Origin of the sequence: Granulicella paludicola (genome assembly GCF_025685545.1) — a bacterium.
GTDB lineage: Bacteria > Acidobacteriota > Terriglobia > Terriglobales > Acidobacteriaceae > Granulicella > Granulicella paludicola.
In genome coordinates this window covers 159713-175494 of record NZ_JAGSYC010000022.1, presented here as the reverse complement: position 1 = coordinate 175494, position 15782 = coordinate 159713, and the positions used below count along the sequence as shown (strand labels likewise).

Here is a 15782-nt window from a genome sequence, read left to right as displayed (position 1 = left end):
TCCCGAGTGTACCAGCGCTCGCAGCGGCTGATGATGATTTTTCAAAGCCAAGATAAGTCTGCTTACGAGGAGTTCGCTAAACGGAAATTCTTATGACGCACTTTCCGGGCGCTCTACGCCATATGGATATACACACCCCACGAACGCGTGCCGAAGGCACGTGGAGTCTGTAAGCGCTTATCCCGGGCCCTCGTCGATTCGCTTGCCTCCACGTCGTTGTCCGATTCAAAAACCGCCTGAGAGCGGAAGCTTCCAAGGAGTTCATGATGTTTACCTCGACACGCATCTTTCGCCTGTTCTCTGCCGACGTCTTCCTGTTTACAGTGGGTCTTATTGGTCTTGCTGGCGGCTCCGTCGCCTGTGCGCAGAGAGGAAACGTGGCAGTGACCAGCCGCGGCAGCTCCTGTACGGTGACAGGCACGCAGGGGCTGGTGGCATTGCGAGCCCCCGCTGCAAATCCCTTGCTCTCGCTCTGCGACGGTCATCCGCTGACCTCTGCTAACGTTGGCTCCGGCACACCGCTTGCCCTTGCATCCGCGGACTTCGACGAGGATGGTGTGCCCGACCTCGTGAGCGCTTCAGCTGCTGGAAACGGTGGAAGCGTGACGATCTACCGGGGAAACATTGCCGCGCTCTGGCCTTACGGCGTGGCAGCGCAGTACGGCACCCCGGCTGCATTCCTTTCGAATCCACGCTCTTTCGCGACCCCAGAGTCTCCAGATTTTATTGCTACGGGGGACTTCGATGCTGACGGTCACCTCGACATTGTGGTCGCAAAGCGGGGCAGCACGGCTCTTTGTCTTTTGAAAGGCGATGGCCACGGTGGTTTTGCAGCTGCGAAGCGCGTTGAAGTCGCTGGTCGTATAACGGACCTGATTGCAGGTGAAATGAACCAGCCGGATGGGCTGAGCGACCTGATCGTTGCAATGACCGCAAGCAGCGGCGGTGCCGTTGCGGTCTACCAGTCGCCGCTCGGTGCTCTTCGTGGACAGCCAGAGACCTTCGCGACGAAACAGGTTGCCACCTCGCTGGCACTCGGCAAATTTTCCGGGAGCGCCTTGCGCGATCTCGCTGTCGGAGCAGGCAACGAGCTTGTTCTGATTCGTGGCAGAGACAGAAAGCTTTCGACGACTGCCGCCGCCGGTGTGCCTGCTGCTGAGCTTTCGACACAATCGCTCAGCTTCGGGGTCGCGGCACTTGCCTCTGGAGATTTCACGGGACAACGACCGAGCCTCGCCGTCCTTGGCGATGATGGGAACATTCACATATTTGAGCACTCGGTCTCGCCCACTGCAGCTGCGAGCCTCCTGGGTAACTCGAATGCCGTGCCCACGATGATGGTCGCCGGCGGGAGGAGTGACCTCACGCCTGCCGCCTTCGGAAGCGCCCTTGTGAGCGGCGGTCAGGCCCGCGCGTCAGCCTTGCGGCGGGCGACTCCGACGCTTTCTGCAGAGTGGACAGAGCAGAGCGTGGTTTCGCTTCCCACAGCCACAGGCGCGACCGCACACTCACTAACAGCTGCCCGCATCAGCGGCTCAGCGCAAGAGGATCTGGTAGTTATCGACAGCCAGGGCAGTGCTGTTCACGTCTTATCCACACTCGCAAGCGCCAGACAGAAAAAGCTAAGCGCAGCGACGAGCGGCGTAGCAACCGGCAGTGTTCCGCAGATGAACCTGCTGGGGACACTCAGCGCGAGCAGTTCCCCTGTGGCTGCGCTCCCGATGCGCCTCAGTCAGCACGGTCTCAGTGGTCTGGTCACGCTGCAAAGCAATTCGAGTGTTCCGGTTGTGACGCCCCAGGATGTCGCGCCGACCGCAGTCTTCACGGTCACAAACACGCTCGACATCACCGATATCAGTCAAAAGGACTCTCCGCCCGCGGGTCTCTTCGTGCAGCCATCGAGAACTCACAGAACGCGGCGGCTGCGAACGGCGGAGTCTACAGCATCGTCTTCAATATTCCCACCAGCGATCCGGGATACAACGCAGCGACCGGCATCTATACGATTCAACCGCTCTCCGAGAACGTCCCAAACAGCCTCGATTACTTCGCACTCCCGCCAATCAACTACGCCGTCACGATCGACGGATACACGCAGCCGGGCGCAAGCCCAAACACTCTGACGGCTGGTGACAATGCGAAGATCGTGATCCAGATCGACGGCGGAAAGGCGACGACACCCGGCGGCGCAGGTCTCGTCCCCTTCGATGATTCCGGCACGGTGATACGCGGCCTCGCTTTCACGGGCTGGACGAATCCAAACATTGCGTCAAACGGCACAGCCTCGGGTGCTGAAGGCATCGAAGCAAACGGAGTCGGTGACTTTATTGAAGGCAACTTCTTTGGTACGGCTGATGGTAAGACGCCATCGCCCAACCGTATCGGCATCTTCGCGGATAACGGCCCACTCTTTGGCTCGGGTACCGGCAACATCATTGGCGGGACCTCTCCGCAAGCCAGGAACATCATCTCTGCCAACACCATTTACGGCATCGCCTTTCTTTCCACGGCGTATGAGGCACAGTTGCAAGGCAACTTCGTTGGCCTGGATAGCTCGGGAGCCACCGTGATGGGGAACGTACAGGACGGGGTCGGCATGAACGGATCGACCATTACCATTGGCGGCACGCTGGCAGGAGCCAGAAATTACATCGCAGGCAACGGCTACAACAACGTGGACATCAACGATCTCACGAATAACGGCGCGGCAACCGGATCGTATGTTCAAGGGAATTACATCGGCACCGATGCGAGCGGAACCAAGGTGCTCTCGCCGACAAATTTCGGCGTCATCATCGATCACAATCCGACGAACTATCTCATAGGCGGCACAACGCCTTCCGCACGGAATCTGCTGTCTGGCAATAAGGTTGGTGTTGCCATATACGACAACGCCTTCTACAACCTGGTTCAGGGCAACTACATCGGCACGGATGTCACGGGAACCTTTGCCGTTCCTAACACGACTCAGGGCTTTCTTAGTGGGCAACAAAGCGGCAGCACAAGTGTGCCTGCCGGATACACCACGGTCGGTGGCACCACGGCAGGCGCGGGCAATGTCATCTCCGGAAATTTGCTGGACGGTGTGCTGATTAACGGCACCTCACAAAGCTCGCCCGGTTACACGCCGTACATCGGCAGCACGGTGCAAGGCAACTCCATTGGCACGGACACCACGGGAACGAAGGCATTGCCGAATCAGGGCAATGGTGTCTCCATCGCATTGGGCGGGACTAACAACTCTATTAGTGCCGGAAACCTCATCGCGTACAACGCCCTCAACGGAGTTCTTATTGATCCCGGCACGAGCGGCGGCCCCGGCACAGGGAACGTGACGATTGCCAATGTCATCGCCTCCAACGGAGGTGCCGGTGTCCGGGTGAAGACAGGGTCTGGCAATCGCATCAGCGCAAACTCCATCTTCGGCAATGCAGCCCTGGGTATCGATCTCGATGCTGCAGGCCCTGGTACGAACAGCCATTGCAATGCGACGAGTGCAGGGGCGAATCTTCTGCAAAATTATCCGGTGTTGACCGCGGGAACGGGCGGCACCTACATCACCGCGACTGCGACCGATCCCAACGGAAACACTTCCGAGTTCTCCAAAGCTGTCGCGGCGACACAGGCAGCGAATGCTCTCAATCTGCTTGGCTCCTTCGATGGCCTGCCCAGCACCACCTTTACAATCGAGTTCTTTTCGAACCCCTCGAATGATCCCAGCGGTTATGGTCAGGGCAAGACCTACCTGGGCTCTACGGCTATCACCACGGACGCTAACTGCTCCGGCACGATCGCGGATCCGGTCGACCTCACACAGGCAGACGTGAGTGTCATTCTGACCAAGCCAACCTCAGGTCTCCAACTTGGAGCGGACTTTGGACTTACCGCCTACACCGCCGTCGTAGCCAACAATGGCCCGGCAACAGCACATAACGTCACCTTCACGGATGTACTGCCTGCTCAACTGCAGCTGAGCGGCACCTACTGCAACGTCGGAGTTTGCCAATCGCCCATCGTTACTTCCCAGGGCATCTGCGCCGTCAATGGCAACAGCATCACTTGCAACCTCGGGGCCATCGCAACGGGAGCTTCGGTCAACCTTTCAATTCCGGTGCAAGTTCTGACGGCAGGTAGCATCACAAACGTGGCAAACGTCACAGCAACAGAGACCGATCCGAATCTTCTCAACAACGTCTCGAGCTCCACAGCTACTGCCTCCTATCCCTATCCGTCGATCGACCATGTAGATCCTGCTGCTGCTCTTGCGAACGGCCCGGCGCTACCGATGAACATCTACGGTCTCGGCTTCACCACGGACTCCACCGTGACCTTCAACGGAACGACCTTGCCTGTTCTGGGGCTTATCGACAATCAGACTTGCGGCAACACCTTCCAGCCAAGCTTCTGTAGTGCTTTGCAGGTATCGGTTCCGGCATCGCTGTTGACTTCGACAGGGTCGGTGTACGTTTCAGTCACCAATCCGGGAACATACTCAGGGAACGCAACCTTCAACATCGCCAGTGCCTGCACCTACTCTGTCTTTTCTCTACTCGACACAAGCGTAGAAAACACGGGCACAAATCTGATTGCGCAGAGCGTCGACGTGACCACCAATGTGCCCAGTTGCTCTTGGACGGCCACCTCGACGGTTCCGTGGGCCGTCGTACTCGACGAGGCGTCTGCGCAGGGCACCGGACAGGTGGATGTCGCCTTTGCTCCAAACACTTCGGCAAGCACTCGATCCGGCAGCATCACCGTTGCTGGTCAGACATTCAACTTCACGCAGGACGCCGGTTCGAGCTCCGTCTGCAGCGTTGCGCTCTCGCCGTCGACGATTGCATTGGATGCAACAGGCGGCAGCGGCACGATCAATGCCTCCCTCTCAAACTCCAGCTGTGCTCCTTTCGTTGAGGCCTATCCGCAGAGTAATTGGATCACTATCACGAACAACTCCAATCTGCTCGTGGCGAGCGGCCCTGTCACCTACAAAGTCGCTCCGAACACCGGGCCTGCGCGCCTAGGCAGCATCACGGTCGGCGGCAACGTCACGCTAATCAATCAGGAGGCTCCAGCCTGCTACTTCGTACTTAGCTCTAGCGCGTCGATTGAAGCTGCATCCGGAGGCACGGGATCGGTGACGGTTACTCCTACCCCTTCCAGCTGCGCGTGGACTGCTACTTCCAGCAATCCTTCGCAAGTGACAGTCACCTCAGGCGCTTCCGGTACCGGGGTTGGAACAGTGAACTACACCGTTGCAAAAAACACACTAGGCCCGACCGCAACATCCATCAACATCGGTAACTCTATCGCGACGTCAACTTTCACCATTAACCAAGCCTCAGCGAATACCTGCACTTTTGCGATCACGCCCTCTCCCCTATCTGTTACCTCCAGTGGCCTCTCCAGTTACTTCACCGTCACGGCTTCCTTTAGCTTCTGCAAGTGGACAGCAGCGTCCAACAATCCGGATAGCCTCGACATCACTGGCGGCGTCTCCGGCACTGGCACGGGTGCGGTATATTACAGCGTCGCGCAGAACAGTGGAGCCGCACGCACGCTCACGATTACTGCTGGCTGCCAGACCTTTACCGTGAATCAGTCAGCGGCGAACATCAGCAGCAATCCGACGCCCGTGCTGACCTCCCTGCAGCCTTCCAGCACACTGGCAGGTTCGGCCGCATTCACACTCACTGTGAACGGTTCCGGTTTCGTGAGCGGAGCTGTCATCAACTTCAATGGGACAGCGCGCGCGACCACCTTCCTCAGTGCCACCCAGCTCACGGCATCAGTTCTCGCAGCGGATGTGGCCAACACTGGCACTATTCCTGTGACAGTGACGAATCCTACACCTGGCGGCGGCACCTCGAACGCTCTTACCTTCACCATTAATGCCCCTGGCAATCCCTTGCCCGTACTCAGTTCGCTACTGCCGTCGAGCGCGAATGCGGGTTCGGCTGGATTTACGCTGACAGTGACCGGCACCGGCTTTGTGAACGGAGCTGTCGTCAACTTCAACGGAACGGCACGCGCGACGACATTCGTCAGCGCTACCCAAGTCACGGCGTCCATCCCTGCTACGGATGTAGCGGCCGCAGGTACAGTCCCTATAACGGTGACGAACCCAGCGCCGGCCGGCGGCACTTCGAACGCAGTGGCGTTCATCATCAACGCCATCGCAACGAATCCGACCCCGACAGTGACTATTCTGCAGCCTTCCAGTGTGACGGCGGGTGCAGCCGCGTTCACGTTGGATGTGACCGGCACCGGCTTTGTGAGTGGAGCTGTCGTCAACTTCAATGGAACCGCGCACACGACAACGTTCGTCAGCGCTACCCAAATCACGGCGTCCATCCTTGCAACGGATGTAGCGGCCGCTGGCACAGTCCCAATAACAGTGACTAACCCAGCGCCGGGCGGCGGCACTTCGAACGCAGTCACGTTCACTATCAACGCCATCGCAACGAACCCGCTCCCGACGGTGACTCTTCTGCAGCCGTCCAGTGTGGCGGCTGGGTCGGCAGCGTTCCCCATAACGGTCAACGGAACGGGCTTCGCGGCTGGAGCTATCGTCAACTTCAACGGCGTGTCCCGCGCAACGACGGTCATTAGCGCCACGCAGCTTACGGCAGCGATCCTTGCATCGGATGTAGCTACCGCAGGAAATGTCCCCGTGACCGTCACGAACCCGGCGCCAGGTGGGGGAACGTCGAACGCGATCTCTTTCGCGATCTCCAGTCCGTCTGCGGCTAGCTTCGCGCTGTCCTCCAACACTGCTCCGCAGACGATCTTCCCGGGCGGCTCTGCGCAGTACTCGATCATGGTGACTGCGGTAAATGGCACATATACAAACCCGATCGCACTTTCCGCGAGCGGACTACCTAGCGGCGCTACCGCACTCTTCGCGCCGGCTTCCCTCACTCCGGGAAGCACCGCCGTATCCTCCACGCTCACCATTCAGACAGCGCAGGCGGTTGCCACAGCGCACCGCGCTCCGGGCATCTCTATTCTTGCATCCGCCCTCCCGCTCCTCACCTTTCTGCTTGCGGCGAAGAGAAAACGCCTTCAGAGGCTGTTGCTGATTTTCTTTGCGCTGATCGGAAGCATTGGTTTGGTTGGCTGCAATGGTGGCATCTCGTACTTCGGCGATCATCCGCAGACTTACAACGTCACCGTGACCGGCACCAGCGGGACCACGCAGCAATCCACCACAATCAGGATCACGGTGAACTACTAAAGGATTTCTATGCAGATAACAAGAGCCATTCGCCCCGTCACCCTCGTTTTGCTTGGTCTTGCCGTGCCAGCGCTCCGCCTCGCGGTGGCTCAACAAGCAGAGCCCAGGCACGGCACACCCTCCGCGCTCGAGTTGACTTACGACTACACGCGGACCAACGGCCCTCCCGGCAACTGCGGATGCATTCATCTCAATGGTGGCGGTGTTGCGTATGTGCGCCCTGTACACGATTCGACCGTTTCTTTGGTCGCTCAAGTTGGAGCGACACACGCGGGCGGGATCGGTACGCTCAATTACGATCTCACGCTCCTCACCTACACGGCGGGTGCACGCTATTCACCTCGGCTTAGGCATACGTACTTGCAGCCTTACGGCGAGCTCGCGATCGGCGGCGCGTATGCTAGCGGCAGTCTATCCAAAGCTCCAAGTCTGGCTGGCGATGGCATCGGTAATTCGTTCGCAGCGACGGTCGGCGGAGGCATCAACCTTAAACTGCATCACCGCCTATCCTTCAAATTGATCGACATCGAGTACCTGACCACAAACTACGCAAATGGTGACACGGATCATCAGAATGACCTGCGTCTCAGTAGCGGCGTGATTTTCTCACTCTTTTCCACGAAACACTGAGACGCCGACGATGGGGGAAGACGTAGGGTCCGCAGTGACAGAGGGATTTTAGGTCGCGAAGGAAAGTGGCCAACCTGCCATTTCGGCCCTGCTACGCTAACAGGCTCTTGTACGCCGACAAGCTTGTGGCTACCTTCGTCTTCTCATGCGCGACAGCATAGGAGCGGGAGCTGTTTCGGACTTTTCAGTGGGTGCTTAAAGGGTGAACCTTCATTCGTTACCCGTTCGATATGATCTACGAAAGGGCCAACATGATGAAATGGTCGGCCCTGGTGGACGATTTTCGAATTTTTCGGCTTGCGCGGTCTGACGGATAGGGCGCAGGTTCGAACTTCCTGACCCATTCCACACAGTCCCAGCTAGAGCATCGGTGGTAATTAAAATTAAGTCAGTACACGCATGAGAAGAATTGCTGGTCCCACTCTGGCTCGGCAGTCGCTGTACGAGCAGAAACCAGCATTGCAGCCCATGCCCTTTAGCGTGTGTGGGCGGTCCTTACTTGATTGTGATGCTTCGATCACTGCATGGTGTCAGAGGCCCATACATTGTTGCTGCTAGTTCGGTCGGGGAAAGTAAGTTTCTTTCCATCTCGTGATGGAATGCCCCACAGCGTTACGGAACTCTTGCGTAGCACGACGGCTTTACCGCCGAGATCTAGGTTCACCAGCTCAAAGCCATCCTTGGTTCTGCACTCAACGAAGAGCGAACGCCCGTCGGCAGCCCAGTTTGAGCCCCACAGCGTCCCATGTCCGCGGAGCGGTAGTTCGCTGGGGCCTTCCGCGCGTCGGCCGGCCAGACTTACCAGGTGGATGCTAGGGTGAACGACGTCGTGATCGGTTATTGAGAGAGTGGAGCCATCCGGCGAGAGACCCCAGTCACCCAGCACGATAGGATGCCAGGGAGTTCGCGCCAGTTCCCGTCCGACGCCCGTGAGAGGATCGAGCGCAGAGTAAACCAATTCCGTGTTGCCGATTGTTTCACGTACGACACAGCTCCCGTTGGCGGAGACAGAACACACAAAGTCTTCAAGCTGGGTGCTGACCGGGACCTGCGAGACCACGCCCCCGGTTACCGGGACCCGAAAGAAGCCAATTGGCGGGGTGTTGCTTTTCGCGAACTGAAGGAACAATATCCAGCGCCCATCCGGAGAGATTTGGGCCATGGCGGCGCCGGTAGGAAGCTTCGCAACAAGCTGGGATTCTGCAGCGTCCAGAGGTTGCTTGAAGATGGCCCATACACCCAGCGCGCTGCTTTCGGACAAAACAGCTCGACTGTCGGACGTCCATGCATGGGGATAGCTCTCTTCTACTTTGTGCGGCAACTCTCTAACGTTCTCAAGCGTAGGGCCGGGCCGACGAAGGTCCGCAACGAAGACGTTTACCGTGGCGTAATCGAGCGCAAGCGCGATTCTTTTGCCGTCAAGTGAGGCCGAAAGGGCTCTGCCGTATCCGCTGAAGAGTTGCTGCATCTGCGGTTTATCCAGCGCCTTCCCCGTTTTAGGATCGGTGTGAACCAGCATTAACTGTGTCTGCCCAGCTGCAGGATTAGCCGACTCCGTGAGCGGGAAGTAGAGCCGTCCATCCTGAAGCAGGTAGCCCGACGAGAAGACCATGTGGCTCTCGCGGGCCAGCACTATTCCGTTTCGGGCGTCGATTGATTCATAGCTGTCGGAGCCCGGGGATGCTGCTCGATGGTCGACCAGCAGATGATCGCCCGCCGAAGACCAGATCAGGTAGGGAAAGCTGCCTCGAGGATCAGCCAGAAGCTGATGCGCGCCGTCGTTGCCAGCACCTGCCACCCAAAGTTCCATGCCGTTCTGCCGCGTATAGGCAACGGAGCTTCCATCCTGAGAGACCGTCGCCAGATCGGCATCATCCGCAAAGAATCGCAGATAACCTTCTCCGAGGCGTACACCCCATACCTGATGCCGATGCGTCTGGGTATCCATTCCACTCAGCAATAAGTGAGTTCCATCCGGAAACCATGAGATGCGGCTGACCTGAAAGAACGGTCGCGAGGGCAGCAGTATGTCCCCGCCTCCAAATGTATGCACGGAGACGCCCGCGCGGTTGCTGAAAGCCACGGATCTTCCGTCCGGCGATACGGCGACTGCGGAGATCGCCTCACCCGGGGCGGTCGAAGTCACAGGCCTAAGGTGAAAGAGCGGAGAGGGCCTCGTTGCGGACAAGGCGACAATGCTCGGCCTGGATCGGCCCCTGCGCCACAGTGCGACTGAACCGGCGACAACCAGAAGCAGGAGGCTCCCCACCGCCAGCCGTTGTCGATGTGAAAATGATCGGCGCTGTGCCGCGGCAGACGTCTCCGCGAATTCGTGAAGAGCAGCCGGTGCAGGTGGCGCCATATCGAGCGTTGTTGGGGGTGGCGTTGCAGCTTCGTGCGACTCGGCCCTAGGCGCAGATACGGGCACCACTTCGGCTACGAAGCGATAGCCGAGACCAATCACTGTCTCAATGTATTCGGCAGAGTTCAGTGGGTCGCTGAGGTTGCCACGCAGCCGATTGATGGAGGTGTTGATGCCGCTCGACACATCGATTGTGCCGGTATCGTTCCACAGGTGGGAGCTGATCTGCTCACGCGTGATCAGATCGCCGGGCCGCTCCAGGAACAGATTGAGCAGGCGAAGTTGAGCGGCTGGCAGCCGGATGAGGTGCCCCTGCCTGCGTAGTTCCTGGCGTCGAAGGTCGAAGTCGAATGCCCCGAAGCGTACCCTGTTCTGCTTCGAAGAGGAGTCATCGTTCACGTGCGTGGCCATAAATCCGAGTCATGGGCCCTAAGGCGTTGAGTCTGGCGTTGAAAAGAATGCGGTTGGACCGTTATGTCGAAGTTAGACCGATTTTAGCTGGAATACATCGTCCTGTCGCGCGCAATCGCCTAAGGTTCGTCTACAGAGATTCTTTCAGCGCCATATCACCGGGAATCTGAACTGCATAACTGCCGGTTCCCTCAGCAGTGCCAGTTGGTTTAACTCCTTCTGCGCTCGCATTTTTCGTGAGCGTCTGTCCGCCGAGCGCAATGACTTGTACAAAGCAACCGGTCACCCGCGTTCTCAACCAGTCTGAGGCCCACGTCATGATCCACGTCTCCCCATCATCAGGTTCTATTCTTCACCGCTCAAAGGTTTCTATGGTCACGGGACTTGCCACGCTGGTGCTGCTGGCGGGTGCGGCGCAAACCACCATGGCGCAGTTGACCGTGCCGATCGGGACGACCAGCGCGGTGCAAACTGCTACCGTCGAAGTCTCGGTCTCGCTATCGAATACAACCGGCACGACACCGGCAACCGCGTTCGTTGTATTGACGGAGGGGTCGCCAAATCAGGAGTTCAGTTATGCGAGTGGAGGCACCTGTCCGGTCTCGACTGTCGAAGACAGTGGTTTTATTTGCACTATCAAGTACACCTTCAAGCCGAAGTATTCCGGTATACGCTACGGCGCGGTGGAACTGATTTCGAACGGAGGCGCGGTGATGGCGACGACGCTCATCTCCGCCATAGGTACCGGCCCACAAACGATCTTTCCGCAGACGACGACCAACACATTGCCGGGAACTTACAGCCGCCCTAAAAACTTAGCTATAGACGGTGCTGGCGATATCTATGTCGCCAACTTCGGAGGCGGAAACGTCTTGAAGATTCCTGTGGGCTGCACGACCGCGAGTTGCGTGACGACTGTAGGCGGAGGATTTGAAGGACCAGCTTCCGTCGCCCTGGATGGTGCCGGAAACATCTACGTTGCGGACTATACCGCCAGCCTTGTCAAAGAGATGGCACCTGATTGCGCCGTCGCAACTTGTGCGTTGCCCCTGGCGGGCGGATTCTACAAACCCACAAGCGTCAAGGTGGATGCGAATGGACTGGTCTACATTGCGGACTCCGGAAACAACGCGATTAAGGAGATTCCGGGCGGCTGTACGTCCTCTTCCTGCGTGTTGACGATAGAATACGGCTTCCTGGACCCCCAGGACATTGCGGTGGACGCCAATGGGATTATCTACATCGTGGACTACGGCCACAATGCCATCAAATCAACGCCTGCAAACTGCATCAGCGGCTGTGCTATCACGACGCTTGGGGGTGGTTTCAACGGCCCCTCGGGGGTGGCCGTGGACGCCAACGGAAACGTCTACGTCGGCGACTCGGGCAACAGCGAAGTCAAGGTGATGACGCCCAACTGCACTCCTGCTGACGCGAGTACTTGTGTCACGACCATTAGCAGCGCGTTCAGCAATCCCATCGGTGTAACCCTGGATGGAAGTGGAAATCTTTATGTTGCGGATGACGGTAACACCACGATAAGCGAGATCCTTCGGGCAACCGTGCCATCCGTGACATTTCCAAACGTATACGACGGCTCGACTGGAACGCCTCAGACCGTCACGTTGACCAACTTTGGCAACGAACCGCTCACTATCTCCGAGCCGTCTTCGGGCGTGAATCCAAGTGTCTCCTCGAGCTTCACACTGGCAACCGGTGGCACGGGTGCTTGTCCTTCTGTCAGCGCCGGTGGCTCCGCGGCAACTCTGCTCGCCAATGCGAGTTGCACACTCACCATCAACTTCGCCCCAGTTTTGCCGGAAAGCGGCACGGTGGCTGGGAGCGTGGTCCTGACCGACAACAATGCTAATGTCTCGGCATCGACACAGACGATTGCGTTGAGCGGAAGCGCCACCACGACCGTTCCTGCCATCACCTCTATCTCGCCTACCGACGGCTTGCCCGCAGGGGGAACGACGGTCACCCTCAATGGTACTTTCCTGGGTGCGGTGAACGCAGTCAAATTCGGCAGCGCGCCCGCGAGTAGTTTTCATCTGGTGAGTGCCACCCAGATGACCGCCGTTGCACCCGCCGAGGCGGTCGGCGTCGTTGATATCCAAGCCACCAACGCACAGGGTGAGAGCATCAAAACCGCAGGCGATCAGTTCACCTACACGAACACACTGTTGAATGTGATCACCTTTCCGGTGTTGGCGGACGCGTCTCTAGGAGGCGCTCCTCCGGCACTCACGGCCACCGCTACCTCGGGTCAGCCGGTTACCTACACCACAAATACACCGGCGGTCTGCACGGTCGCTGGAACCTCTATTACCGATCTCAAGCTGGGCACCTGCACCATCACAGCATCGCAGAGTGCAACGGGACACTATGGAGCGGCTGCGTCTGTGCCACAGAGCTTCCAGGTGGTTCTGGTAGAGAACGTCGGAACCTCGAGCCCCACGCTGACCGCAACCCTGACCTTTACCACAGCGGTAAGCGCGGGTGCGGCCTTGACCACAAGCGTGACGACTATGGGCGCCAGCGGCTTGGACTACAACCTCGCCACAGGCGGTAGCTGCGTGAGCGGCAAGGCCTATGCCGTAGGCGCGACCTGCACCGTCAACTACACCTTCAAACCGCTTTATCCAGGTATTCGCAGCGGAGGCATTGCGCTTTCGACAGGTTCCGGAACATCCGCGGCAATCGTCGCGAGTGCCTATATCGCCGGCCAGGGGATGGGACCCCAGATCATCTATCCAGCGTCGTCGCCTACCCAGATCTATGGATCGCAGCAAGGTTTTGCGATGGATGGCGCCGGTACGTTGTATTTGCCATCATCCAATGGCACAAACGCATACTACATCACCGTCATCCCGGCAGGCTGCCTGGGCTCTGGTTGCCAGTCGCAGATCTCTTTGCCCAGTCTGCAGCCGACGGCTCTGGCGGTCGATGGAATCGGCAACATATATGTATTGAGCTCCACGGATGTGGTCGTCCTGCCACCCGGATGTCGCGGCTCCTGTGCCTCCACACGCGCAACCGTTACGGGTGGAACAGGGCTTGCCGTAGACATGAGCGGCAATATCTATGTCCCCGGCACGAAGGGCCTTACGGAGATTCCAGTGGACTGTTTGTCTTCCAGTTGCTATGAGAATCTGGGCGGTGGCGTCGGCAGTCTCTCCACCTACCAGACAATGACGATCGACTTCGCGGGAAATGTTTACTTCGTCGTTCCCGGCACACCCGTCGTCGATATGCTGTCTCCGGACTGCCTTTCGGCAAGCTGCGTCACCGCGCTGGGAGGCGGCAGCTTCGCGAGTGCAATGGGAGTGGCAGTCGATCCCAACGGAAATGTCTACATCGCCGACTACGGAACCGGCAGCATCGACATAATGCCGCCGAACTGCTTCAGTTCTTCCTGTGTCCAGAGCATCTTTCAGATCACGTCACAGTTCGGGATTAGCCTGGACGAACAAGGAAATATGTATGTCTCCAGTGATGGATTTACCACCGGCGGAGTGGCCGGTATCTTCGAACTCACTCGCTCAAGCCCACCCACCTTGTCCTTTGAATTCCAAGAAAATGATGGATCTTCCTCGCAACCGCTGACAACCTCGATTACCAACTACGGCACCCAGCCGCTTATCTTTAGTGTTCCTTCGAGCGGCGTCAACCCCAGCGCGTCCACAAACTTCGGTCTGCAGGTTGGCGACTCTGGAGAATGTCCTGTGCTCACCTCCTCTTCCACGACGGCCTCGCTTGCGTCCGGCGCCACCTGCAACCTGCCGATCATATTTGCACCGGTCGTTCCCGCCGATGGCACAACTACCGGGACGCTCACTCTCACGAACAATAATCTGAATGCTGTCTCTGCCACCCAGGCAATCAACCTGACCGGCTATGCTTATGGGCCACCCACCGTGACTAAGGTCTCGCCAGCGAGTGGATCTGCTGGCACGACTGTGACGATCACAGGCACCAAGTTCTTCACCGGAGCGACAGTGTCGTTTGGCACAACAGCGGCTACTACAGTGACGGTGAATGGTACGACTTCGATAACCGTAACGGCGCCTGCCCATAGTTCGGGCACGGTGGACATCACCGTGACCTACCAAGGCACCAGCACAACGACTCCGGCTGACCAGTTCACCTATCTGCCACCGACGGTGACGGCGATCTCTCCGACGAGCGGGTCGGCTGCCGGAGGCACCACCGTGACGATTACAGGAACGAAGTTTGCAAGTGGCGCGACGGTATCGTTTGGCGGTGCGGCGGCAAGCAGCGTTACGTATGTCAGCGCAACTCGAGTTACTGCAGTCTCGCCCCCTGGTGATATTGGCGTTGTTGACATCACCGTTACCACCGCAGCCGGTACGTCGCCAGTCGTCACGGCCGATAAGTTCACTTATACGGCAATCGCCTCCACGATCACCTTTCCCGCACTCGCCGACACGGTGATTTCGGCAACGCCTCCGGTACTCGCCGCCGCCTCCAACTCGCCCGCGGCGATCACCTACACGTCAACCACGACATCGGTCTGCACCGTGGCATCGGGTGTTATCACCGACGTTGCGGGAGGCACCTGCAGCATCACGGCATCGCAGGCTGCCAGCGGCAACTACGCCGCAGCGACGCAGGTCTCGCAAAGCTACGCCGTTCTCGTTCCACTCGTCTTTGTTGCGGGTAGCGGCAAAATCGAATCGTTCGCCAACAACGGCAGCTTGACATCCCCGGGAACGGCCTACGGTGGGGTGGGCGCGGCCGTCGATTCCTCTGGGCACATGTGGTCCATCGTGAACACCGGCACGAGTATTTCGCGCTTCTCGTCTCTGGGCGCAGGGGTCAACGAATACAACAATGTTGGCTTGGTTGGGGCGTCGGCGCTGGCTATCGATGGCAACTCCCAGATATGGGTGACCAACAGCAGCGGCAAGTTTACGCTGCTGTCGAATGCCGGTGCTGTCGCCTCTGTTGCGCAAGGCAGCACGACGGCTGCACCATCCTCCATCGCGATCGACCTTTCTGGCGATGTGTGGATCGCCAACCCTACGACCAATACGGTTGACGAGATCATCGGCGGAGCTGGACCGGCAGCGCCACTGTCTACAGCGGTCACGAGCGGTACCCCAGGAGCACGTCCATGAA

At 58.5% G+C, this 15782-nt stretch carries 5 protein-coding genes; 4 read left to right on the top strand and 1 reads right to left on the bottom strand.

All coding sequences use genetic code 11. The features are described from left to right. Window positions 1-263 precede the first annotated feature (263 nt). Genes OHL14_RS06805 through OHL14_RS06795 form a run of 3 tightly spaced genes read left to right on the top strand, consistent with a single transcriptional unit; the run spans window position 264 to window position 7864 of the window. A complete protein-coding gene (locus OHL14_RS06805) occupies window positions 264-2123 on the top strand; it encodes an FG-GAP repeat domain-containing protein (RefSeq protein WP_263378578.1) in 1860 nt (619 codons plus the stop codon). A 23-nt stretch (window positions 2124-2146) separates the two neighbouring features. Then, a complete protein-coding gene (locus tag OHL14_RS06800) occupies window positions 2147-7234 on the top strand; it encodes a beta strand repeat-containing protein (protein WP_263378577.1) in 5088 nt (1695 codons plus the stop codon). 9 nt (window positions 7235-7243) lie between these two features. Beyond that, window positions 7244-7864, top strand: coding sequence for a hypothetical protein (locus OHL14_RS06795; protein ID WP_263378576.1), 621 nt, complete (start codon window positions 7244-7246; stop codon window positions 7862-7864). Window positions 7865-8381: 517 nt separating this feature from the next. Here the strand turns inward: OHL14_RS06795 and OHL14_RS06790 are convergent. Beyond that, window positions 8382-10637, bottom strand: coding sequence for a winged helix-turn-helix domain-containing protein (locus OHL14_RS06790; RefSeq protein WP_263378575.1), 2256 nt, complete (start codon window positions 10635-10637; stop codon window positions 8382-8384). Window positions 10638-11008: 371 nt separating this feature from the next. Between OHL14_RS06790 and OHL14_RS06785 the strand changes: the two genes are divergently transcribed. Continuing rightward, a complete protein-coding gene (locus tag OHL14_RS06785; protein ID WP_263378574.1) occupies window positions 11009-15781 on the top strand; it encodes an IPT/TIG domain-containing protein in 4773 nt (1590 codons plus the stop codon). Window position 15782 lies beyond the last annotated feature (1 nt).

What these genes read in the sequence shown, in the direction of transcription:
- OHL14_RS06805 (WP_263378578.1), top strand. Translation starts at nt 264, where the DNA reads ATGATGTTTACCTCGACACGCATCTTTCGCCTGTTCTCTGCCGACGTC.
- OHL14_RS06795 (WP_263378576.1), top strand. Translation starts at nt 7,244, where the DNA reads ATGCAGATAACAAGAGCCATTCGCCCCGTCACCCTCGTTTTGCTTGGT.
- OHL14_RS06790 (WP_263378575.1), bottom strand. Translation starts at nt 10,637, where the DNA reads ATGGCCACGCACGTGAACGATGACTCCTCTTCGAAGCAGAACAGGGTA.
- OHL14_RS06785 (WP_263378574.1), top strand. Translation starts at nt 11,009, where the DNA reads ATGGTCACGGGACTTGCCACGCTGGTGCTGCTGGCGGGTGCGGCGCAA.